The 21,824-nt window shown below is 65.2% G+C and carries 20 protein-coding genes and 2 pseudogenes; 6 read left to right on the top strand and 16 right to left on the bottom strand.

All coding sequences use genetic code 11. From position 1 onward, the window contains the following. From MKK67_RS06530 to MKK67_RS06570, 9 genes are all read right to left on the bottom strand, one after another. The coding region (locus MKK67_RS06530) for a hypothetical protein (protein ID WP_243962916.1) at nucleotides 1–268 on the bottom strand (268 nt) is incomplete at its 3' end. 116 nt (nucleotides 269–384) lie between these two features. Beyond that, a complete protein-coding gene (locus MKK67_RS06535) occupies nucleotides 385–2,604 on the bottom strand; it encodes a TonB-dependent siderophore receptor (RefSeq protein ID WP_243962917.1) in 2,220 nt (739 codons plus the stop codon). Nucleotides 2,605–3,068: 464 nt separating this feature from the next. Next, complete coding sequence (locus MKK67_RS06540) at nucleotides 3,069–3,818, bottom strand: hypothetical protein (RefSeq protein WP_243962918.1); 750 nt, start codon at nucleotides 3,816–3,818, stop codon at nucleotides 3,069–3,071. Nucleotides 3,819–3,872: 54 nt separating this feature from the next. Continuing rightward, nucleotides 3,873–4,298 (bottom strand): cupin domain-containing protein, encoded by a 426-nt coding sequence (locus MKK67_RS06545; RefSeq protein ID WP_243962919.1) that lies wholly within the window; start codon nucleotides 4,296–4,298, stop codon nucleotides 3,873–3,875. 10 nt (nucleotides 4,299–4,308) lie between these two features. Continuing rightward, nucleotides 4,309–5,820: an FAD-dependent monooxygenase gene (locus MKK67_RS06550; RefSeq protein WP_243962920.1), complete on the bottom strand. Its 1,512-nt coding sequence runs from the start codon at nucleotides 5,818–5,820 to the stop codon at nucleotides 4,309–4,311. Nucleotides 5,821–5,868: 48 nt separating this feature from the next. Beyond that, complete coding sequence (locus MKK67_RS06555) at nucleotides 5,869–6,480, bottom strand: TetR/AcrR family transcriptional regulator (RefSeq protein WP_243962921.1); 612 nt, start codon at nucleotides 6,478–6,480, stop codon at nucleotides 5,869–5,871. A gap of 249 nt (nucleotides 6,481–6,729) precedes the next feature. Then, the gene (locus tag MKK67_RS06560) at nucleotides 6,730–7,719 is read right to left on the bottom strand and encodes a site-specific integrase (RefSeq protein WP_243962922.1); all 990 of its coding nucleotides are present in this window, start codon (nucleotides 7,717–7,719) and stop codon (nucleotides 6,730–6,732) included. Between the two features lie 20 nt (nucleotides 7,720–7,739). Further along, a complete protein-coding gene (locus tag MKK67_RS06565) occupies nucleotides 7,740–8,444 on the bottom strand; it encodes a DUF6538 domain-containing protein (RefSeq protein WP_313899004.1) in 705 nt (234 codons plus the stop codon). A 191-nt stretch (nucleotides 8,445–8,635) separates the two neighbouring features. After that, the gene (locus tag MKK67_RS06570) at nucleotides 8,636–10,750 is read right to left on the bottom strand and encodes a MobA/MobL family protein (RefSeq protein WP_243962925.1); all 2,115 of its coding nucleotides are present in this window, start codon (nucleotides 10,748–10,750) and stop codon (nucleotides 8,636–8,638) included. A 174-nt stretch (nucleotides 10,751–10,924) separates the two neighbouring features. Between MKK67_RS06570 and MKK67_RS06575 the strand changes: the two genes are divergently transcribed. Genes MKK67_RS06575 through MKK67_RS06585 form a run of 3 tightly spaced genes read left to right on the top strand, consistent with a single transcriptional unit; the run spans nucleotide 10,925 to nucleotide 13,158 of the window. Next, a complete protein-coding gene (locus tag MKK67_RS06575) occupies nucleotides 10,925–11,653 on the top strand; it encodes a hypothetical protein (protein WP_147909633.1) in 729 nt (242 codons plus the stop codon). After that, nucleotides 11,650–12,603 (top strand): helix-turn-helix domain-containing protein, encoded by a 954-nt coding sequence (locus MKK67_RS06580; protein WP_147909632.1) that lies wholly within the window; start codon nucleotides 11,650–11,652, stop codon nucleotides 12,601–12,603. Before MKK67_RS06575 ends, MKK67_RS06580 begins: the two co-directional genes overlap by 4 nt. Nucleotides 12,604–12,627: 24 nt before the next feature. Next, nucleotides 12,628–13,158: a hypothetical protein gene (locus tag MKK67_RS06585; RefSeq protein ID WP_147909631.1), complete on the top strand. Its 531-nt coding sequence runs from the start codon at nucleotides 12,628–12,630 to the stop codon at nucleotides 13,156–13,158. A gap of 930 nt (nucleotides 13,159–14,088) precedes the next feature. On the opposite strand, the pseudogene MKK67_RS32855 reads toward MKK67_RS06585, so the two are convergent. The 3 genes and pseudogenes from MKK67_RS32855 to MKK67_RS06600 form a co-directional block, all read right to left on the bottom strand. Next, nucleotides 14,089–14,418: pseudogene (locus MKK67_RS32855) on the bottom strand (transposase); the annotation flags it as partial. Nucleotides 14,419–14,565: 147 nt separating this feature from the next. After that, nucleotides 14,566–16,122, bottom strand: a complete 1,557-nt coding sequence (locus tag MKK67_RS06595) for a tyrosine-type recombinase/integrase (RefSeq protein ID WP_243962927.1) — start codon at nucleotides 16,120–16,122, stop codon at nucleotides 14,566–14,568. Between the two features lie 412 nt (nucleotides 16,123–16,534). Continuing rightward, nucleotides 16,535–16,864 carry a hypothetical protein gene (locus MKK67_RS06600; protein WP_243962928.1) on the bottom strand — a complete coding sequence of 110 codons (330 nt, stop codon included), beginning with the start codon at nucleotides 16,862–16,864 and terminating at the stop codon, nucleotides 16,535–16,537. Nucleotides 16,865–17,452: 588 nt separating this feature from the next. Between MKK67_RS06600 and MKK67_RS06605 the strand changes: the two genes are divergently transcribed. Beyond that, nucleotides 17,453–17,641 (top strand): hypothetical protein, encoded by a 189-nt coding sequence (locus MKK67_RS06605; RefSeq protein WP_243962929.1) that lies wholly within the window; start codon nucleotides 17,453–17,455, stop codon nucleotides 17,639–17,641. Nucleotides 17,642–18,333: 692 nt separating this feature from the next. Then, nucleotides 18,334–18,804, top strand: coding sequence for a regulator (locus MKK67_RS06610; protein WP_243962930.1), 471 nt, complete (start codon nucleotides 18,334–18,336; stop codon nucleotides 18,802–18,804). Nucleotides 18,805–18,852: 48 nt separating this feature from the next. Here the strand turns inward: MKK67_RS06610 and MKK67_RS06615 are convergent, their stop codons facing one another. Beyond that, nucleotides 18,853–19,077 carry a hypothetical protein gene (locus MKK67_RS06615; protein ID WP_243962931.1) on the bottom strand — a complete coding sequence of 75 codons (225 nt, stop codon included), beginning with the start codon at nucleotides 19,075–19,077 and terminating at the stop codon, nucleotides 18,853–18,855. Between the two features lie 88 nt (nucleotides 19,078–19,165). Continuing rightward, nucleotides 19,166–19,348 (bottom strand): hypothetical protein, encoded by a 183-nt coding sequence (locus MKK67_RS06620; protein WP_243962935.1) that lies wholly within the window; start codon nucleotides 19,346–19,348, stop codon nucleotides 19,166–19,168. Between the two features lie 42 nt (nucleotides 19,349–19,390). Here MKK67_RS06620 and MKK67_RS06625 point away from each other — a divergent pair. Next, a pseudogene (locus MKK67_RS06625) lies at nucleotides 19,391–19,781 on the top strand (hypothetical protein). Nucleotides 19,782–20,305: 524 nt separating this feature from the next. Here MKK67_RS06625 and MKK67_RS06630 read toward each other — a convergent pair. Both MKK67_RS06630 and MKK67_RS06635 read right to left on the bottom strand, forming a co-directional pair. After that, nucleotides 20,306–20,782 carry an integron gene (locus MKK67_RS06630; protein WP_243962932.1) on the bottom strand — a complete coding sequence of 159 codons (477 nt, stop codon included), beginning with the start codon at nucleotides 20,780–20,782 and terminating at the stop codon, nucleotides 20,306–20,308. A gap of 246 nt (nucleotides 20,783–21,028) precedes the next feature. Beyond that, nucleotides 21,029–21,568, bottom strand: a complete 540-nt coding sequence (locus tag MKK67_RS06635; protein ID WP_243962933.1) for a hypothetical protein — start codon at nucleotides 21,566–21,568, stop codon at nucleotides 21,029–21,031. Between the last annotated feature and the right edge of the window lie 256 nt (nucleotides 21,569–21,824).

Raw genomic sequence — 21,824 nt, forward strand, 5'->3', positions numbered from 1 at the left:
TACGCTTCATCGATCGTGGCATCGAACATGGCATTTGATCGGCCATAACGGACAAGATCCTCTCGGCCGCCGCCAGATTGAGGCTGTAGCCGTCCCCTGCGACGACCTCAGCCTGGCTATCGAGGAGGATTAGGCCGCCGCGGTTCCGAACATAAGGCTGATGCCAGCGCGACTTCGACAGCTTCAGTCCGAGGCGCTTCGCCTGCTTCCGGAGCTGCGCGAGACGAAGGGTGTCCTGGTAAGTTGGGGTCAGGTCGATCTCGTACACGGCACCCTCTCACGCCAGTGTCGACTAAGCCGCAGCCCGCCATGCAGCGCGCCACGGTCGTCGTGCTGGTGTAACGGCTCAGTGCTCGCATACTCAGCCGCGGGAGGCGAGGCCTCTCACCACCGGTAGATCAGGCTGCCAATGACCGTCGCCGGCTGATTACGATTGCAGAACCCGAACGAGCAAGTCTGGTAGTTCCGGTCGAAGATGTTGTAGCCGTTAAGCTGCGCGCGGAAGCCCTTGTACTTCGGGTCGAGCGCCGCGAAGTCGTAGGCCACCAAAGCGTCGTACAGCGTGACAGCGGTATTGCGCACCGTGTTCTGGTCATCTGCGTAGCTTGAACCGATGTAGCGGATGCCGCCACCGATCTGAAGACCGCGCAGGGCTGAGGACGGCGGGAACGCATAGGTCAGGAACGACGCGTAGGTATCCTGGGGGATGCCCGATACGAGGTTCCCGGCGAGCGACTGGCCAGTGAACGAGACCGAGTTCACGAACCGGATGTCGACGTGCGTGTAGGCGATGGTCAAGTTCGTGCCCGGGGTGAGGTTGGCGGTCGCCTCGGCCTCGAAGCCTTTCGAGCGCACGGCCCCGCCGGCAGTCTGGAACGCGAGGGAGGACGCGTCGGGGATCAGGATGTTCGACTGGATGATGTCGAAGCCGGCAAACGCGGTTTGGATGTTGGTGCCGGGGATCAGGTACTTCACGCCCGCCTCGATCTGATCACCGGTAGCCGGCTTAAACGCTTGTCCGTTCCGGTCGAGGCCCACCTGCGGGGTGAAAGTCGTGGCGTAGCTGGCGTAGGGAACAAGGCCTGGCGCCAGGACGTAACCCAGTCCGACCCGGCCCGTGAACGCGCTGTTGTTCTGGCTTGAGACCGCGCTGTCGGGGGTGGCGAAATTGTCCTGGAAGACCCAATCGTGGCGGCCGTTCAGGGTCAGGATGAAGTCGCCGAACTTGGCCTGATCCTGCAAATAGACGCCGATCTGCTCCTGGGTCTGGCGCGCGGCGGACCCGAGGGTCGGGGTCGCGATAAACTGCTGGCCGTAGTTCCGCGTGATGAGGTTCAGGTCCGGGGCTAGGCCAAAGCCGAGGCGTTGACTCAGGCTGTACCGAGCGTAGTCGACGCCCCCGACCACGGTATGGGCGACCGGGCCTGTGGCGAAGCGCGCCTCCAATTGGTTGTCCAGCGTCTGCTGCACCAAGCCCTCGCGGATATAGCCGGTGTCGCGCGTGCCAATCGTGTTTGCGTCGTTAATGCCGTTGATGTCGACGTATTTTCCACTGAGAAAGACGCCATAGTGCCGGAAATTCTGGCGGAAGACCAAATCGGGTGTGATGAAATGCTCGAAGGCGTAGCCGACACGATACTGCGTCTGGTTGAGACCGGCGAAGGCCGGATCGCCCATGTAGTACGGGCTCGCCCGGAAACCCGGGTAGTTGTAGTAGAACGTCGTGGCCGGCGTGTTGGTCGTCTGGAACTCGCTTAGGAACGTGAACGTCGTAGCCGCGTCGGGTTTCCAGGTGAAGGCGGGCGCGATGTTGAACCGGTCGTCGTTGGTGCCGAGACCGATGAAGGTGCCCGCCTCGCGGCGTAGGCCAGTCAGCCGGTAGGCCATGGTTCCACCCGACCCCTCGATCGGGCCGCCGACGTCGAAGTTGCCCTGGAAGCGGTCAAAGCTGCCGGCCTGGAACTGGATCTCGCCGAACGACACAAAGACGGGGCGCTTGCTGGTGATGTCGAGGATGCCGCCGGGCGAGCCGAGGCCGTAGAGGCCGGCGGACGGCCCGCGCAGGATGGTCACGGCCTCCGCGCCATAGGGCTCGATGCGCGGGAAGATGAACCCGCTGCCGATCACGCGCAGGCCGTCGCGATAGGTGCCCTGATTGGTCAGCACGTCGAAGCCGCGGATGAAGATCTGGTCGAAGCGCGGGTCGAAGCCCGACCTGGCCGAGATGGCGCCGGGGACGTAGTTGATCGCATCGCTCAGGGTCTGGACGTTACGGTCGTTGAGCTGCTCGCGGGTGACGACGGAGATCGATTGTGGCGTCTCGATGATGGGCGTGTTGGTCTTGGTTCCGGCAGTCGTCACGCGGGCTGTGTAGCCGGTTATGCCGGATGGGCCGCCGCCGCCGCCACTAGTGGCGGCCGTGCCGCCGTCGCCGCCGCTGAGGTTGACCCCACCGGAGCCCACCGGTCCGGGAGCTGAGCTGCCGGGTCCTGCTGCTTCAACCGAGAGTTCGTTGAGCTGGACGGTTCCGTCCTGCGCCGTCGCGGCCCCGGAAAGGGTGGTGGTGGCCAGAAGAACGGCGAGGAGTAGGGAGCGGTAGGACATGGATCACGCTGACGCGCACCGGAGCGGCACAATGCCAGTGTAATCACTGTTCACGGATCGTTGATCAAGCCGAAAACGTGTTGTATTTCACACACTTACAACGGTTCAAATCTGAAGAAATTCTAAGCTGGAGCTTTCCGATCACCCTCTGGTCATGCGCGAGACCAAGCTGCCCCAAAATGGTGCCCGGCCCTGGGCAATTCTTATAATACTAATTGCATTACCCCGAACAACGGAGCCAGGGGCGGAGCTGAAGATCCGCTTCCAAGCGTTGAGTTAATTTCCGCTTCCCACCCTTCACAAACCCTTGGAAGGTCCGCTTCCCGGCAGTTTGACGGACGGCGACTGAAGACCGGGCTGGGTGGGTTGTGACCACCTGCTTTTGATCGGAGAGTTGATGCTGCAGACGTTCGACGTCGATCAGACGGCTGGACCACATCTTCGGTCCGTCCGGTCTCCTCTCATCAGCCTCCGATCGTCTCGATGGCATGGCGCAGCGGTTCGACCGACAAGCGCAGGAGCCCGTCCAACGGCTGATCGAGTTCGAGGACCAGGAACACCGCCCCCGCCACCGACAAGGCGCCACACAGCAGCGCTGCAACTACAATTGCGTTCGCCCGCGCGAACAAGCCGAAGCTCAAGAACATCGCCGCCAGCCACGACACGAGCACAATCAGGAATGCGGGTGGGATCGACCCGCCGGGATCCTGGGTCATGAGCACGCGCGTGGCAGCGATGCCGTCGGCAAGTTGGCCTGCCCGATCCCGGGCAGAACGTTGCCCCTCGCTCTGCACGGTGAGCGCTTGGATGCGGTCCGGAAGACCGAGCAACCGGGCGTCACGCACGGGACGGGCGAGGCTCCCGTCCTCGTTCGGCTCTGCCGCCGCGCGATGTTGCAGTTCGTCGATCAGGGCCGCACGCAACTGGTCACGGATCTCTCGCGCGTCCACGCCGTAGCGGCCAAGCGCGCGGTCGAGCGCGACGACATCGGCGGCGATGCGGCGCAGCTGTCCGCTGCGCTCATCATAGTTCGACTTCGCCGCGGCGATCATCAGGCCGAGCACCAGCGCGGACAGGGTCGAGAGGAAGGCGGCCACAAGCCGGACGGTGTCGCGGGATTGCCCATCGATCTGCCCGGCCGGGAGGCGTTGGCCGAGGACGAGGCCGACGAGGCTTGCTGCACCGATGGCCGAGAAGACGATAACCGCGGTCACCAAAGCCCCCACGAGCCCGTTCCTCCGCCACTCCGGACCGATCTCGGATGATCCTCAGGTCGGCATCACCGGCACGAGGCCGTGGCGCAGCATCACCGCGCGCATGGCCTCGGGGTTGGCATGGCCCCCGTTCACGAGTGCGGCGGTCTCCTCGAAGTATGCTCGGCCAAGGACGCCAGGCGTCAGGATGCTGAGGAAGACCGCGGCTTGGTCCAAGCGGTTGGCAAAGCCATGCACGACTCCCCGGGGGATAAAGATGGACGCCCCTGGATCGACGGCGACATCCCGACCGGCGACCGTCCACGTCGTCGTCCCGGATAGGCCGTAAACGGTCTCGTCCCAGCTCTCATGGTAGTGAGCGATGGGCATGCCGGCGCCGGGTTGCACGGCGGTCGTGAACAGATCGAGACCGCCGCCAGTCCCCTGGCCATCTTGGAGGAAGCATAGCTCCAGGCCCCCGAAGCGAATGGGTGTCGGCATGGCGGCCTCCTCAGGCATGCTGTGCGCGCTTCGCAACTGGCGCTCGGTCAGCGTGCGTCGCGATCCGGGCGAGATAGGCTGCAATCGCTTCCGGCTTCGCGGCCGAGCAGGCGAGGTAGCCGTCAGGGCGCACAAGGGAGATCGTCCCCGCGTGCAGCGCCGGTCGAACGTCGGCCTCGACGAGGTCGCCGAACTCGGTGACGATGTCGTCGATCGCCGCGCTCGGTTCCGCGAAGAGAGCGAACTGTGGCGCCACCCCGGCTCCGACCGGCACCTGTCCGGCGACCGGGGGCACGCGCTCGCCCGGCCGCACGCCCTCGCGCGCACTCGGACCGTTGAGCGGGCTGTTGGCGTAGTGGATCGCCACCTCCGACATCGTGTCGGCCACGCCGTGCGAGACGCTCGGTAGGCCGAGCAGCAGACGCCCGACCGCGTTGCGAACGCCCTGCGCAACGGGGTTCTTCAGGGTGGCTACGCTCGTGAGCCGTTCGGCCGCCTTAAGTACCTCGTCGCCGACCGCGCTGCGCTCTGAGCTATAGCTGTCGAGCAGGGCTTCCTCCGCTCGACCGTGCACCACAAGCGCCAGCTTCCAGGCGAGGTTCACGGCGTCCTGCATACCCGTGTTCATGCCTTGGCCGCCCGCGGGGCTGTGGACGTGTGCGGCGTCGCCCGCGAGGAAGGCCCGCCCCTGGCGGTAGGCGGCGACCTTGCGGCCGTTGATGCGGAAGCCAGACAGCCAGACCGGGTCGAACAGTGTCGTGCCGGCGGGGCCACGTCGGTCGACGAGGGCTTGCACCTGTTCGAGCGTCGGCACCGGGGCGGTCTTTGCATCGGTGTAGGGCAGGTCCCCGATGATGCGGTAGCGGCCGGCCTGGATCGGAAAAATCAGGAGGACGCCGTCACTGTGCCAATGGATCGAAGCGTCCGTGTCGGTACGAGGATAGCCCGTCATGTGCACGTCGGCGAGGAACCAGTCGCTCAAGAGCGTCTCGCCTGCGAACGGCATGTCGAGCGCGTGGCGCACGGCGCTGTGGGCACCGTCGCAGCCGACCAGCCAGTCCGCCCAGACCGTCTCCTGCGTGCCATCGGCGCGCTGCAACGTGGCTTCGACGCCATCGGCACCCATCGTGAATGACGTCGCCTGCGTGCTACGCTCAACGGTGAGACCCTGCTCGACGAGACGCTCCTCCAACAGCCGTTCGGTCTCGGACTGAGGTATGGCCAGCGCATAAGCGTGGACGCTCGGGATGGCGTCCATGGCTACGCGACCAACGACTTCGTTGCCGGCCACGAACGTGACCCCCTCGACCTTGAACCCTGCGTCAACGAAGGACGCCGCACCTTGAGTACCGCCGCGGTCGAGGAGTTCGAGCGTGCGGCTCCACAGCACCATAGCCTTCGACTTGTCGGTGCGCTGCGCCGCCTGATCGACGATGCGCACGCCGACACCGTAGCGTGTCAGCTCGGACGCGAGCGTCATGCCGACGGGGCCAGCGCCGACGATGAGAACGGAAGGCGTCATGGGCTTCTCCAGATCGCAGTATCGCAGGAGTGCGCCCTGGGACGACCGCTAAGCGGGTCCGGAGCCTCCGACGATGAGGTGCAGCGCGGTCTTGATCATGCCGGCGGCGCGCTGCTTGCCGTCCGGACGTCCGGTTGCGAGGCTGACGACGGAGAGCCCCACAGACAGGGCGTGTAGGAACCGAGCTGACTCCTCGGCCACGGGTGAGCCGCTGATGCGGCTGAGGAACGCCGTCACATGGGAGGCGATACCGTCGACCAGTTCGCCGAAGAGTTGGCGCAGCCGCGGCTCCTCATCGCTGGCCTGAACGAGCGCCATGAGCACGCGGGTGTTTTCGTAGCGGGTGACGAGTTCGGCGATGGCGCCGGCTGCTTCATCGAGCGTGGTGAGGGAACCTAGCGTGGCATCGACCGCCGCGAGCTGGCGGTCCACCGCAGCGCGACCGACCGCGGCGAGCAGGTCGAGGCGGGTCGGGTGATAGTAGGTGATGTGGCTCTGGCGCAGGCCGGCGCGGGCAGCGACGCGAGGCTGGGTGAAGCCGACGTAGCCGTGCTCGCGCAGGGTGGCGAGGCCCGCTTCGAGGATCTGCTGTCTGCGCTCATTCACCGACTCGCCTTGGTTGGTAGACATACCAAACACCGATCCGCAGTACGACGTCAATGGCATTCCTGCGAGGCATGTACCCGAATGGCGGTGGGCAGGAACAGTTCGTCAGTGCGGTGGATGAGGTGACAGCGATATTTGCTGAGGAGGAGCGTTCGGACACGTCCCAATGGCCAACTGGGTTGAATGCTGAAGGTCCGCTTCGGGGCGAAAGGCCGAGGTCCGGTTCCCACCCTGAGCGGACCTCGCGAGGGGGTATCAAGCGTCGGACTTCAACCATTAGGTGCAAAACCGGAATGCAGCCCGTCAGCCGTTTTGCGGAACGTGGAGGTGCGAAAGATCTAGTTTTTCGTACCGAACCTTCTCGATCTCGCGATCCAATGTGCTTGCCCGCAGTCCCGACCCATAATCGTCTTCGGTTCGCCCGCTGGACCATCCGCCGAGTGCCCGCACTCGTTCTGCTGAAATGTCGGCTTCGCGAAGTGCGTCTCGGTAATTGTGCCGAAAGCTATGAAAACTTGTCCGCGGCTCTGCTGCTTCACACGAGCGCAGGAAGTTGGCAAACCACTTCGAAAAATTGTCGCTAAGGTAGCCCGAGCTTTTTGCCGCCGTCAGTTCGGGGAATAGACGCGTCTCGCCGCGGGCAATGGCTGCATCTCGATACTGCAGAAGCCCACATCGCTTCAGCTCCGGGTGGATCGGGACGAAACGCTCGCCAGCGGCTGTCTTCACGCGCTTCACGCCGGCATCGTCGGCGGCCACGATGATGACATCGACCCCATCGAGTTGCGCAATGTCGCGCACTAGGAGCTGGCAAATTTCATTCATCCGCATTCCGGTGAAAAGCGAGATCAACGGCACCCAGAACCGTCCGCGGCGGATGACCTGAGTACCTACACGTGCGTAGCCGGCCTCGTCGTTCAGGCACCCTGTGTAGAGCGGCGCCGAAAAAAGCTTGATGAGCTGTTCCGCGGAAAACGGATGCCGTCGATCTTTTGCGGCTACACCATCGATCCCGACTGAGAGGCCGGCGGTGGGGTTGTCTGCTTGCAAGCCCCGCGCGATGGCGAAGCCCATGAGAGTGGAGAAGGCGGATAGGTAGGAGCTTGCCGTTAGACGGGTCATGGGGGCGGCACCTGCTTTGGCTGCGACATCGGCAGCCTGAGGCGCTGTAAGGCCAGGAAACCGCTTCGTGGCGCTTGCGGGTAGCCTGACCAAAAGGTTCACCAGCTCGGCCGCATCGGCGCGCTTAATCTGTGAGACATCCCGGTCGGCCCCAAACAACTCCTCGAACAAGCGAGCTTGAGCGGCACCCTTCAGCCTCGATTTCGGTGACATGCCCTACCAAGCAGGCCGGCCCTATGTTGGGCTATCAGTTCGCTCAGCGTGACGCGCTTCGCTGCTTTCGACGGAAGCGGGACATCAGCCGTCGCATCCGCGAAAAAGGTGTCTCCGGATTGATGGGAGAAATCGCTCCTTGCGTCCCGTAGTTCTCGTCTCGCTTGCTCCAGCGCGCCTCGGCGGACCAAGTGGATGAGGTGTCGAAACTCGGGTGCGTTGAAATCTACCGCGATACCGTGGCGCTGGAGGAGCCGCTTAGCTGTGCTGAACGTGCTGGCCTGACCGTTGGTGTCCTCAGGGTCCGCGAAAGTCGCCTCTTCGATCTCCAGGTCCATCAACTCATCCTGCCGGGACCAAGCAGGGGCTGCGCTTCGTTTCCGGTCGAGCCGAACGTCCTCACGCTCGTGAAACCAAGTCAGCGCGATGTGCTCCGCCTCGGAGCGTGTCAGCGCCCGAACTGGTGCGGGATCAAGTTGGCGTTTGGCTGCGGCAATCTGTGCATCGATTGCGATAAGCTCGATCAGCAACAGCCGCCGAGCTTCTGGAAAATCACCCGTACCCAATGATTTTCGAAATTCGCGCTTTTTGATCAGGCCAGCTCGACGAAGGGTCTCGGGCACTTTGACCCGAACCCACCACGTGCTTCCCCTGAGCTGTAGCCGGGGATCTCTTCTGGGCATGAGTTCAGGCGGCTTAGTGTACCACTGTGGTGTACCAAGTTAGCCCTAAAACTCATTTCTGAGCAATGAGTTTGTGCCTTTCCAACAGGTTAAGAAAACCTGGTGGAGATGAGGGGAATCGAACCGCTGACCGGTTGATCGTGATCGTACGGCGATTCGGGCTGGCGCGGTACGAGGGACGATCGCCTGGCTCAGAACTCCGGCGTCGGGTCCTCAGGGTCATCGTCTTCGTCGTATGCGTCGGCATCGCCCGTCTCGCGATGCTCGTCGCTTTCATCGTGATCGGCATCCCAGTCACCGTAATCAAGTTCTTCTTTGGGATCGGGGTCCGCTGCCATCTCGGCATCGAATTCGGTGTCGCGATCGAGACCATCAGGCTCGTCGGAATCCATGAGCGGGAGGTCGCGGTCTGCGGGATCGTCGGCGGTCAGTGATGGGGCCATGGGGTTGGATGCGGCACCAGCCCCGGACCCGCCCCCCGATGTCGTCACCCCGATCACAGCCCCCAGAGCATCCCGTCCCCAGCGAATGTGCTCGATCACGCCGGCGATGAATGCGCGGTCGCTTCCGGCGATGGCGAAGGACACATCGAGATGCGGAGAGTGCCGCAGCAGGGACCCGGCCCAAAGCCAATCGGACGGATCTCGCACCAGGATCTCGGCGTTTTTGGGCGGGTCGGCCCAGGCCTGGCGCGGCGTCAGCCTCATCGCAGGGAGATCCGCCGCCCTGATGCCGCCCGCGCGCGCGTCATCTTCTGCATCGGCTGCGCCGACGTCCGGTCGATTCGAGCCGATCGTCACGGCGGCGATGTCGTCATATGAGGCTTGCGCAGGCCCGGCGTCGCCACGCCGGCCCAGCCGTTGCTGCAGGATTTGCAGCGAGATCGCGTCGCGGCGGGGGAGTGGCAGGGCGGTGCCGAGGAGCTGCTCGACAAGCAACGGGGCGATGCCGCGCTCGGCTCGAGTGACCGGCCCCTCCAGGACGACGCCGAGGCGCAAAGCCGCTCCGGCCCGCGATGCGCGTGCAACCAGGATCTCGAGTTCGACATCGTCGAGCCTGTCGGCGGAGAGAACAACCACAGTCGTCCCGGGCGACCAGCGCAGGACCGCGGCATCGCGTCGATCGAGCTCGGCCAGGTGACGAGCGGCGATCTGGCGGCAACCGCGCGGCCAGGGCATCTGATCCGCCAGCTCGCGACGCAGCCAGGCATCCGACCAGACCACGACGAGGTGCCGATCAGGATCCAATGCCGCGCCGATCCCGTCGAGGATCACCCGCAACTCCGGCAGTAGGCCGGCCGCGATCGGGGCGAGCGACACGCTCACGTGCCGCATCCCTGCCACGTCGGCGAGGATGGTCGCGGCGCGCTCGCATGCAAGACGGCTCGTGAACAGCGGCTCGTCGGCCACCGCCGATGCGGCGGCCCGGAAGCGGATCACATCCTCGTGCCCGAGCACGGCCGCGACCTGATCCGCAACGGCGTCGGGCTCATGGCCGGCGCCCGCCAGGAAGGCCTGGAGCTCGGTCCGGGAGACGATCGACCGCGCCTGGGTGAGGATGCGCAGCACCTCCGCCGGATCGGTCGAAAGCAGGCGTCGCCCGGTGCGGACGTCATCGCGGGCTTGCTCGCGGCTGCGACCGGCAAGCACAGCCTTCGACCCGCGCTTCGGCCGGCCCGTGACCTGTGGCTCGGCCAGCCCGGATGGCGGCGGAACGGCAAGGTCGATGCATCGCTCACGGAAGAACTCGGCCTGCACCCGAGTCCAGATCGCCGACCAGTCGAGGGCGTGTACCAGCCGCCCTCGCACCACCGGAAGCCAACGCCGCTCTAGGGTGCGTCCGATCTCGCTGCCCATCACGGGGTAGAGCCCGACGGTGAGATGGGCGTGGCGATGGGCGACGTGTCCGTCGTCATCGAGCACCCGGTGGATATCGGCCCGCACCGGCAGACGCCTGTCGTGAAGGAGTTCGGCGAAGCACCGCACCAGGGCGGCGCATTCGGGCAGGCTCAGCTCCGCCTCCCGCGGCAGACCGAGCACGAAACTTAAGCCGACCACCCTAGTGGTTCCCATCGATCGCCCCCGGCGCTCGATCGCGTACCAGAGGACGCGGGGATCCTTAAAGCTGGCGGAGGCGTCCTCCGGCAGCAGGGTAAAGCCGGCGACCGCGTCATCATGCCGGCGTGGCCGGTAGAGCACCGCGCCGGTGTCGTCGGTCAGGACCCGGCGCTCGGCATAGGCCGCCGCTGTGGCGATGCCGCGTCGGGCGAGGCTGAGGATCTCGCAGGAGGCGAAGGAGAGGGGCATGACCGTCCGACACTCCGTTTATCCATCTGTCGGATTTGCGCATAACTCGTGGCCGGAGGCTTGGCCTCCCCGTGGGGAAGCGTACTACCGATGCCACTATTCTGTTGCGGTGTCGAGCTAAATCCGACATTGTGATCCTGAGCCGCTGACGAGCGTGCGTGTCGGAGACGTCGGATGGAATGGGATTTTGAACGGGTCGTCCACGCCCGCGCGAGGGCGACGGAGGCGCAGGCCGAGTACAGGAACGCCTGCGAGGCGGTGGCGGCCGGCCTGATCGGGGAACTCGCGGCACTGCCCGTGGACCGGATCAGCCAGGCAGCGGCACAGGTGCGCATTGCTCTTGCCGATGCCGCGGCGGGACCGGGAGATGTCCAGGCCCGTCAGGCCTGGCAGGTGCTGGCGCTGCGGGCGGGCACGGCCCCGCCCGCGGGCGGGGACCGGGACGCGGACGAGACCGAGGTGGTGTTGCGGCTTGCCCGCGCGCCGAGCCAGGACGACGTCGCCTTGCTCGAGGGCCTCGGCCTCAGGTCGATCCGGGCCGGGGTCGTGGCCTTCCGCGGCCAGTGCGGGCTCGAGAAGCTGGCGCCGCTGATCGCGCGCTACGATGGCCACGTCCAGGACGCCTCATATGCAGGCCTCTCTCCTCGCTCGCGCCAGCCCCGTCAGGACGATGGGCCGGGCGAGGCGGACGCGAAGGTCGCCGCGACGGCCGCGTCATCGTCTTCTTCGGCGGCGGCAACGTCGGTTCCGGATGCTGCGGCGGTCCCGGCGTCGATCGGCGTCGAGCCATCCGGGCCGGTCGACCGCTTCGTTCCCCGCGCCCCTCTTCCCACACGCGCCGGGGAACGCCGGAGTGGTGGCGAGGCCGACGATCATCATCATAACGGTGGAGAGGTCCGGTGAAGGGCGAGCCGGAATCGGTTCTGGCGCAGCGCGTGCGCGAGCGGCTGGTCGCGGTCGGCATTACCCAGGCCGAACTGGCGAGACGTGCCTTCGTAAATCGCAGCTTCGTGTCAGATTTGCAGAGGGGCCGCAAGGCCGTGATCCGCGAAGATGCCTTGGCGCGCTTCGCTACCGCGTTGCGCTGCTCGGTCTCCTACCTCGTCGGAGAGAGTGACGACCCGAGCGTTCCCGAGCGCCCCACCCCGGCACGTCGACTTCCCCCGCCGCCGCGGCTGCCGGCCTATCTTGCCCCGCGCGTCCGCGACCCGGGCGATCCTACGCCGCGCAAGCCCGACCTGCCCGCCGACTGGAGCGAGGACGAGCGCAACAGCGTGCTCGCCGAGGAGGCGCGGCGCGACCGGGAGCAGCGCGCCTACGACCGCGAACTCGACCGCCTCGACCCCTCCACCGAGATGGAGCCGACGCTCGAGAATGCGGTGCTCAATCTGCTCGAGTTGCGCCTGCGGTCCCATTCTACGCTCAATAGCGGGAAGGACACCGCCTCCAAGGCCATGTCGGCGCTGATCCCGGTGTTCGGACAGCGCTATGGACAGGCTCTTCGCGTCGAGGACGGGGTGCAACTGCACCACATGATCAGGCCGATGCCGCTGGCGCGCTGGCCCGGCGTCTACGCGATCATCTGGCCTGATGATGGACTCGACCCACGCATCCGCCGCAGCGAGACCGTGGTCGCCGTGCCCCGCGCCGATATCCGCCCCGGCGACGACGTGATCGTCCTGACGCGAGCCCCGGCACCGGCGACCAACATCCTCCTCGGCCGTCTGGTCGAGGCCCGGCGCGACCGCATCCTGCTCGCCGGATTGGCCGGCGACGGGCCGGACATTGTCATCCCCAGCGCCCAGCTTCAGGCAATCCATCGCCTGGCAATGATCATCGCCGCCGGCATCTGAGCCCAAAAACCTAAGGACCTTATCATGACGCCCTTCTCCCCCACGCACCGCATCTCGTCCTCGCTGCCTCGCCTCCAGGCCGAGGCCATCATCGCCCGTCTTGACCTCGAAGGCTTCATCCGGTCCTGGAACTCCGGCTTAGGCTCGATCATCACGAGCTACGAGGCCTTTCTCGACGCGGTTGCCTTCAAGCCCAACGGGCTCGCGGCCTTCGACGCGGCGATGGAGGAGGCCGCGGCGGATGGCGGGGCCCTCGACAACGCGCTTCAGTCCCTGCTCGACCCGGTCATCATCGGTTCCGCCATGACCGCCATCTCGAAGGTCTGTGCCGACTGGGCCGAGGAGATCGTTACCGACTGGGAAGAGCAGTCCGTCGCTGAGCCGGCGCCGTTTTGTGACGCGAAGACCTTCATCAATTGGGTCCTGTCCCAGCATAATCGGCCCGCAGAACTCTGCGGTCCCAACGGAGAAGAGATCGTCGACACAGCCTCCGCCGAGACCCTGTTGCGGCAGGCTCTTGGCAGAGCCATGACCAAGACAGGGACCTCCGGCTGAATCGAGTCGGCGGGGTGAGCTGGTATGACCAGGTCAGATCACTGCGATACGCTGGCCGGACACAGTGATCGCCGGTGCCGGTGAGGTCGGGCGCGAAGGTTGTCGCGTTGCGATACATCGCACGGCGCCAGTGCTCGGACCGATTGTGGAGTTTAGGGCGTAGCGTATCGACCTGCGATTGCGCCAACTTGCCGAGAGAGACCAGGAGATCGAGCGAAACCGTCGCGCGCCCGCACGCCACGATCCGCTTCTTCCTCGTTTCATGGTCCTTGCGCGCGGCTTCTATGCGGAGGGTTTGCTCGCTCGCCGAATTGAGCGGAGCGACTCCCTCGACGATTTGAAGAAGCGAGGTCCGCCGCTTCCCGATCGCACGATTGGCGTTCGGATCGCCGTTTTCGCCGCGCCACACGGCGTGCATGAAAGAGTTTAGCGAGGGCATTCCCCTCGCGCCACTCGGCGAAAGCCAACGCTCGGACGGTGCGGTCGATCATCTGTTGCAGTCGGAAGGAGCCCACCTGCAGTGTTGCTGGTAGCGGGCGTGCGGCTGGTTCACCAAATTCGGGAAGCTCGGCGAGCTGTGTTTAAGCGTGGAATAAGGGTCCTTCCGCACTTTCGGTGCTAAAGGTTGGCATCCGATCAAGCTTTGCCGACCGCGGCTCATGCAGCATGCAGGACGCGCTGGTGCAGGAGATCGAATCCGGCGCGGCCGCACATACTGCGCTTGATCAGCTTGAGGCGGTTGACCTGCCCCTCGACGGGGCCGTTGCTCCAGGGCTCGACGATGGCGGCGCGCACGGCTGGCTCGTCCTGCCAGAGCCCTGTGACGAAGCCGCCGAGATCGGTCGCGGCTGCAACTTCCAGCCACGGCGTCAGTCCGGTGGTATCGTTCTGGCGCAGTAGATCGGCGAAGGCGCGGATATGCGCAGCCTCGGCATAGGGCCTCGAGCGGTCGCGGCCGACGACGGTTACGCTCGGCTGGGCGGCGAGCCAGTCCCGCACCGGTGCCGATGAGCGGCCGGGCAATAGGTCGATGACGCGCCGCTGCTCCAGGTCGCACACGATGGTGTTGTAGGACCGACCGCGCCGCCACGCCCAATCGTCGATGCCGACCACCCGCGGCGGCGGAGACGGTACGGTCCCGCGACGACGGATCAAGCGCAGGACGGTGTCGCAGCTGACCGGCATGGTCAAGCGGACGCTTTTCCTGCGGGTCCTTCGGGCGTACGTGGAGGCGTACGATGTCCCTGCCCAGGGCGACATCCTCCATGATTGTATTCCAGAAGTAGTCGGGGGGTCCGAAAATACGGGGTGACGTCAAACTAGTGGATTACATCGTGGAAACCGCTCGACGATTGAATCAGCGTTTTACTAGCCGATTGCCGGGATGACGGTGTCCCGCACCGTGCGCTACCGTTGCTTGATGATCTTCCCTGCCGCGTAGCGTTCGGCGTTGCCGGCCTTCATGCGCGCTTTCTCTGCATCGCGGGTGACGCCCCGTTGGATGTCGCGTAGCCGTACGATCTCGGCCTTGAGCTCCGGCTGCGGCAGCAACTTCGCCGACTCGACGGCAGGTTCCAGCAATTCTGCCCAAGTCTTCATGACGGGACGTTTGAAGGAGAGGAGCTCCGCCTCGGTATAGCGCCGGGTCATCCGGTGCTCGTCATGAGTCGTCTCCGAGCCCGCCGTCGCGTGATCGAGGATGTACCCGACGAAAGCCAAGTGGTGCCCGGCCTCGGCCAGCACGGAGGAGAAGCAGCGTCGTACGTCGTGCGGGCTCATGTCCGCGCCCGGGATCGTCGGCAGGTTCTTCGTCAGCGTCCCGACCTCGACGTGCCCGCTCTTGGCCGGCACGCCGAGCTTCGCGGGCCTGCGGGTCGGGAACAGCCACTCGGTCCCTGGCTTGTGCTCGGCCAGCCAAGCCAAATGGCGTTGCACGGCCGCCCAGGCCGGCGGGGGAAGCGGGATACTGTGCGGCTTCCCGGTGGCCTTGGCCTTCGGGGTCTTGCGGTGCCCGGCGCGCCAGATGCCCCAACCCTCGTATGCGGACCACGCCTCGAATTCCTCGACGCGGGCTCGCGCAATGGTCAGTCGCCGCTGCGCCGTCCAAGCGAGCAACTCCATCGCGGCCGCGATCACAGGCCTAATGGCCCCGCTGCGTGCCGTCGCGACAACCAATCCGAGTCGGTTCAGGTCGGGAAAACGCTGCTGCGCCTTCACGGCACCGAGCTTGGGGGCCTTCAGCCGGTCGAGAACGCTGCCGTCGATGCCCGACTCCCGTTCCTGGGCAGGCTCCGCCAGCCAGCCGAACATCCTCTTCGTCACCCGCACGACGTCCCGGGCCTGGCTGCGCTTACCCTCCTTCACCAGCGCAGCGGTCACCTTGGCGACGTCCGACGCCGCGATGCGCGCCACGGGGATGCGGTCGAGGTCGCGCATGGCCGGGCAGCCGACGACGGACGCATAGTTCCTCACCGTCTCGGCTGTCAGGTTGCCTACCTCGGCCTCGGCAGCGAGCCACCGCGCCCATGCATCTCGGGCCTGCCGGTAGGTCCAGGTGGTCACCTGCTCCTCCCGCGCATGGATGAGGGCGCGGGGCGGCTTGGGATCCTTCGGGTCCGCCTTTCCCGTCCGCTCCGTCTTGCGGTCTTCCCACGACAGGGTGTCATGCAGGGATTTCATCCAGTATGCGTCGGGTACCCCGTGGTCGGACGTAACGTGCCATTTGACGTTCCTGGCCGCGCTTCGGGCATGCGCGAGCGACCAGACGTCGACTGGACCGATGGTGATCCGTCGGTCCTTGCCTTGATGCTGGAGCCGCATTTGCCAAACGCAGCCCGATGGCTGGACGCGTAGGACCAACCCTCTGCTCTCGACGTCGTTGATCTCGCGCCGGACGCCAGCGAGTGCGTCGGCCTTCGCCTTGACGATGGTCGTCTGGCGGATCTCGATGCGCTCGCTTGCCATGGTTCCCTCCCATTCCCCGCCAGCGACAGCTAGGACGACGCTAGGACGACTTAATAAAAACAAGCATCGGCCTGATAGGCAATCGGAATTTGGCCATTCGGCAGAAACCGACGTAGAAGCGAACTGGCGTTCGGTATTTTTTAAGGTTCTCTGACAATGGGTTGCGGGTAGGCGGGGTCCGTAGCCCCCCTCGGGACACGAGCCTGGATACCCCCACCCACCGGATTAGAGCCTTCGCCTTCTAAGCGGCAGGTCGTTGGTTCGAGCTCAACCGGGGTCGCCAAGCATTACAATGACTTGGCTCGCTTTGATATCGGTCGTTCCGACAAGCCGGCGGCTCCTCATTCCGACAAATCCTCTCGATTTGTTCGGGTGAGGCGGCGCTTTCTCGCGTCCCGGCGATGATCTGGCGCTAGGTCCTTTTTACGTAGCGGGGCAGGGTTCGGGCGTTTTTGTGCCGGCTGATGGCGCGGATCTGGGCGTCGGTGAGTTCCGCATCACCGAGTTCGGTCATGCCACCGTGCCGCCAAGAGCGGAAAGAGAAATCGAGAGGCTGTAATTCCAATGGCTCAGGCCGACCGCCGAGCTTTCCGGCAGCACGTTTACGCTCGACTTTTTCGCTGACGAATCGATGCTCGCGAGCGACCTGATCGTTGCGCCAATTGCCCTCACTTAGGGTCCAATCGGCCAGCACGATTGCCTTCAAAGCGGCCCAGCGCTTGGGCGTCGTGCCGAAGCGCACCGGCTGGTCGGCGACCTACGACATGCTGGCGCGCATCCCGCGAGGATAAGCGACAGAGTGCGGGTGTCGAGGTTAGAACGGGTAGGCCGTCACCAGCAGTCGGCGGTCGTCGCCGGTCGGCCTGAACCAGACCGATCGCGTCCGCCACGTCGAGTCTTCCAGCAGCGTCATCGGGCCCTCGCCGAGCACTCAGGCTGCGCGCAGAACGTCGGGCGCAGGGTGGTGTCGCCAACCACCGGCCGAGCGAACTCCACTTTGTAGGCCTTCCACCGTCGTAGACCATGACGATGGTCCCGCGAGACCCGGCCAGTATGCGCTGACCGTTGTCGGTCTCCACGTTGCGCACGATCTCAACCACGCTCAACTCGGGGAAGGGGAAGAGGAGCGATCCGGTCGGCGCTTTGCGCAGGGTGTACATCGTCTCGACGGACATGCCGCCGACAATGGCGCTCGCTTGCAGAATCCGCAACCGAATGGCCGGTACCGATTGCAGCACGTGCAAGCCATCGACGCCGGTCGCTTAGTGATATGGGGGCCCAGGCCATCGCCTCGGTTGTCGACCCTCGCTCTGACGGCTACAGGGCGCGCATGCCTGACAAGCTCAACGCCCTCCTCGAACGCCTGAAGGCGCACCAGCGCACGCTCATCCTGGCGATGGCCGAGTACGATGGGCTGCCGGCCGGGAGCGCGCTGCGCCAAGTCGCCGAGTTGGAGAACGTCATCGCCGCGGTCGAGGCGGTCGCAGCGGAAGAGACGGATCGAGCCCGGCGGGCGTGAACATCGCCGACTCGAATGACAACGGCGCAGCAACCAGGAGGGTCACTGCGCCGCTGGATCGGGCCGCCTGAGGGGGCGGAGGGCGGCCTCGAGGAAACGGGTACGCCCGATCCGACCGCTGAGAGGTGCGCGCCGGCACATCCAAACGCCTGTGGCTCGGATGCGACGGTGCTCGACGACCGCCTGTGGACGGCGTGAAATGCCCCTGATCGGTCAAGATTCGAGGGCGAGCATGATGCACCCATCCGATCCGGCTTGCCTCATGTTCGCCCGACCTCACGCCTTCGCCCTCTATCATCGCGAGCGCCTCGCCGTGCTCCTATCCTCGGCATTGTTCCTGGCCGGTGCACTCCCGTTGCTCTGGGCAGTGAGCTGACCCTCTAGGCGCACAAGAAAACACCTCGGCCCCCCGTTCGTGGACGCGACCTGATGATTGGTCAGGCGGTGTCATTCGGTGACCGTGCTCCGGCGCTTCGAACCCGGCGGGCGAGGGGTCGTGTTCGGCCAGAGCATTGTGCCGTTTGGCCACCGTTGGATCGACCGGACCTCGCCCTTGGGATCGTCTGGTAGCAGGCCTGCACCGGACGAGTTTGACCCGGCGGCATAGAAGTACCAGTCTCCTCATTTGGCGGGGCTCATAAGCGATATAGCTACGTTTATCGCTCCGTATAAAACAATACGGAGGAAACTACGTGGACCGGCACAGCTTTGACCAGAGCAACATCACGTGGCGCACCCTTGATTGGCTCGATCACATCGCCTTTTTCGTCTACAAGGTCGATGAGGAGAACCGGATCGTCGATGTGCTCTTCAAGTTCGCTGCCAACCAGCGGGTGATGCTGCACCGGCATCACTGCCCTTACGTCACCCTGGTCATGCAGGGCGAACTGCGGTTCTACCGCCCGAACGGTCAGCTAAAGGAAATCCGCCCCACCGGCAGCTTTGTCTCCGGGCCCGCCCATGGCGAACCTCACGAGGAGGGCGGGGGCGATCAGGATGCGATCGTCTTCTTCAGCAACCGCAACATCGAAGACGCGCTCTACGAGTTCCTCGATAAGGACGGGAACACGACCCAGGTGTTGGGGATCGCCGACTTCAAGGCGCAGCTTGAGGCGCAGATCGCGGACGGGACAGCCGCGAAGGTCGCCGGTCGCCCCGTCTGATGGAAAGCGCCCCGCAGTTTTGCGGCTGCGGGGCTGAACCCTATCAATTCACATGCGGGAGCGGCGCATGTGATGATGCCGGTGACGGGTCATGTGTCGCCGTCCCATCATGCCGGTCTGGCCACCCATCCGCTTCTGAGACGAACTCTTCACGCTGCCAGGGTTGTTCATGTTGCCTTCGGCGCTACCACCGCCAGCAGGTGTCTGCGCCATCGCTGCTCCTGCCATCGCGACAGAGAGCGCGGCAGCGAGAGCGATTGTCTTGATCGACATGGACATTCCTCCGGGCCGATCGGCTTGATCAGCCCATGAGCAAACATCCCCACGGTCGGTATCGTTCAGGCTCCCACCATGATTGAAGTTACAAATCCTGACGGCGTCGCAACCGCAGCGCCAAGATCAGCGCGCCAGGCCAGAACGCGAGGCTCAGCACCGCGATCGGCATGATCGGGCGGCCCTTCCACCACACGATGATCACCGGCACGAACAGGCCAAGGGTCGCGATGGTGAGGAGCGCCCAGAATTCGAGGTCGGACAGGTCCATCGAGGGTACGTAGGGGCATTCTACCGCTCAGCTTCTTCACTCCTGGTGGCACAGTGCCGCTACCATGCCGACCGCTTCGGCCGAGCGCAGGGGCGATATGAGGGCTGTGGTCGCCTGCACGGACGGATGGTCTACCATCTCGGCGACGGGTGCTGGTGGGACGCTGAAGGCCGGCTGCTTGCGCGATGGGTGGGGGCGCCGGATCCGGGGCAGGTCTGGTACCGATATTCTCGGCCGCGCTCGCCGGACCCATGTCGTGCTGGCCGCCGCCCACCACGATCACGACACCGCGATCAACGCGGATGCTAACCCCGTGGCGTTCTGCCAGCACTGCCACATCATCTACGACCGACCGGAGCATCAGCGCGGTCGATGGCGGACGCTGTTCCGGCGGAGGGCCATGGGTGGTTTGTTCGGCGGTCCCCACGCCTGAAGGCGATGAGCATGTTGCTGTTGATCGATTGACTACGTAGCTCGCCGAGGCCGAAGATCCGGCATATACGTAGATTGCATTAGCTGCCTCAATTCTCCGATTTGAGAACGGTTAATGCGCCGTTAACCACTGCGGATGCTGGTTCTCTGGATCTGAAGGAGCCCGATCCATGATCTCGACCGGTCTGATGTTCGTGATCAGCGCAGCGCTCACGGCCGCTGCAGCAGGTGCTGTCAGCGCCCCGGACGTCCGAAGCCGATAGCTGCAGCTTCAAATCATGTCGCAGGGTGTGACAGCCCAGCGACAGCTCTGATTTCTTGCCATGCGGCCTCGTCCCGGTCCTCGAACCGGCACAGTTCAGCTGCCACACTGACCGGATCGAACGCCGTCTCCGGTCTTTGCGATGCTTGCGACCGCCCGCTCCTTTTTCCGGCACAACCGCGAGGGCGGCGCAGTGCTGGGGTCCTCCGCTCTGTTCATGACCGGGGCCATGACGCTGATCTGGCTGCTCGGCTGAACCAGCATCACTTCGGGTCGACGCTCACGTTGCGGCTGAGAACCCAACCGTGCTCGCATGGACCCGTATACTGTTGCTCGACGGGCACGAGGATGGTGGTCCGGCAGCCGAGCAGCGCAGAGCCGTAGACGACGCCCAACCACAGTCCGAGCTTCTCGCAGACTACGACCATGTCGCCGTCGTGCAGGCGCCCGATCTCGCGGAACGGCGTTTCGCCGGGACCGCTTTGGACCGCGAGGAAACTGTCCGGCTCCGATCCGACCTCGACGATATGGCCCTTCTCAGGACAGGCATCGTCCCCGATCGCCCCGTGCATCAGGATCGGCACGTTCAGCGGTGCAGTATCAGCCGAGGCTGTGCAGGGCAGCATGAGCGCGAGAAGCAGCGCAAGCCGCGATACGATCGATGGCATGAGGGCGTCGAACTGTCGGATGTTTGGGAGGGTCGGCAACTCGACCGCCCTGCTGGGCGCGAGGATGAACAACGCGTCTGAGGATGAGGGGATCCGGGCCGTGAGCCGGCGCTTGCGGTGTCCAGTTCCCCCGCCGCACCGACCCTGACGCGACTGCCCGGCCAAGGCTTCACGGGCTCTCTACGGGGAACTGGCCCGGAGAGCGCCTGTCATCACGTGCTGGCCCGCCGCACGCCTTGCGGTGTCGCGGACACCTTGGGCTTGCAGGCGGGAAGAGACGAGCCTGTGCCAAGCGTAGGAGGTGCTGTCGCCGTCAGCTCACCGGCGGCTGAGGGCCGTCCATTGCGTCACGACCGACTCGTCGGCCGGCATGTAGGCGTCGACGATGGCGCCCTTACGACTCACGACGCAGATCATCGCCGCTTCCCGCACCTCGTACATCATCGGCCGCTCGTAGGTGATGCGGAACAGCACCGGAGCGAAGTAGTCGCCTTTCTTGTCGGTCCTGTCCGCGCCCGCCGAGACGGCCTCAACCTGCTTCATGCCGGCCTTTCCGGCCTCGCTCATGACGGTAGCCCGGCAGGTATCCACCGTGCGGTTGCGGCCCGGCACCTCGGGCAGCGGCTGTCCTATGGTCTGCAGGGCGGCGGAAGTGCCCTTCACCAAGCCGGTGCCGGGTACCATCGACAGGATGGTCTGTTCGCCGGCCGCGGCCGAGGCAGGTCCGATCGGCGCGATCTGCCAGGGCATCTGCCATGTGGCGGCCGAGCTGTCCGGTGTGGCGGTTGCATCCTGCGCCAGCGCAGGGCCGGCCAAGACGGAGACGAGGGTAGCGCAGCAGATCGAACGGAGAAACATCACGGCTTTCCTTCTTCGGAGGGGTGAACGAGGGGCCGCGGCATCGCACTAATCCGTCGGCGCAAGGGCTGATGGCAGCGTCCAGGGTGCGGACGGCGCAGGAGCGGGTGATGGGACGGCCGAGCGCTCAGTTCGTGCTCGGTGCAGGGAGGCGTGCGCGATCGCGCCGGCATCGACCCCCACCCGAGCCGATCTCGGCAGGCTGATGATGCTCGCCGTCTGTTCAGTGTCGCGGTACGGCACCCGGGCCCGCGAG

It is taken from the genome of Methylobacterium sp. J-072, assembly GCF_022829425.1.
Taxonomy (GTDB): Bacteria; Pseudomonadota; Alphaproteobacteria; order Rhizobiales; family Beijerinckiaceae; genus Methylobacterium.

Bases quoted from the DNA above. Each gene is read 5' to 3' on its own strand.
- MKK67_RS06535 (WP_243962917.1), bottom strand. From the start codon at position 2,604: ATGTCCTACCGCTCCCTACTCCTCGCCGTTCTTCTGGCCACCACCACC.
- MKK67_RS06545 (WP_243962919.1), bottom strand. From the start codon at position 4,298: ATGCCGACACCCATTCGCTTCGGGGGCCTGGAGCTATGCTTCCTCCAA.
- MKK67_RS06550 (WP_243962920.1), bottom strand. From the start codon at position 5,820: ATGACGCCTTCCGTTCTCATCGTCGGCGCTGGCCCCGTCGGCATGACG.
- MKK67_RS06565 (WP_313899004.1), bottom strand. From the start codon at position 8,444: ATGCCCAGAAGAGATCCCCGGCTACAGCTCAGGGGAAGCACGTGGTGG.
- MKK67_RS06570 (WP_243962925.1), bottom strand. From the start codon at position 10,750: ATGCCCCTCTCCTTCGCCTCCTGCGAGATCCTCAGCCTCGCCCGACGC.
- MKK67_RS06575 (WP_147909633.1), top strand. From the start codon at position 10,925: ATGGAATGGGATTTTGAACGGGTCGTCCACGCCCGCGCGAGGGCGACG.
- MKK67_RS06585 (WP_147909631.1), top strand. From the start codon at position 12,628: ATGACGCCCTTCTCCCCCACGCACCGCATCTCGTCCTCGCTGCCTCGC.
- MKK67_RS06595 (WP_243962927.1), bottom strand. From the start codon at position 16,122: ATGGCAAGCGAGCGCATCGAGATCCGCCAGACGACCATCGTCAAGGCG.
- MKK67_RS06605 (WP_243962929.1), top strand. From the start codon at position 17,453: ATGCCTGACAAGCTCAACGCCCTCCTCGAACGCCTGAAGGCGCACCAG.
- MKK67_RS06615 (WP_243962931.1), bottom strand. From the start codon at position 19,077: ATGTCGATCAAGACAATCGCTCTCGCTGCCGCGCTCTCTGTCGCGATG.
- MKK67_RS06620 (WP_243962935.1), bottom strand. From the start codon at position 19,348: ATGGACCTGTCCGACCTCGAATTCTGGGCGCTCCTCACCATCGCGACC.
- MKK67_RS06635 (WP_243962933.1), bottom strand. From the start codon at position 21,568: ATGTTTCTCCGTTCGATCTGCTGCGCTACCCTCGTCTCCGTCTTGGCC.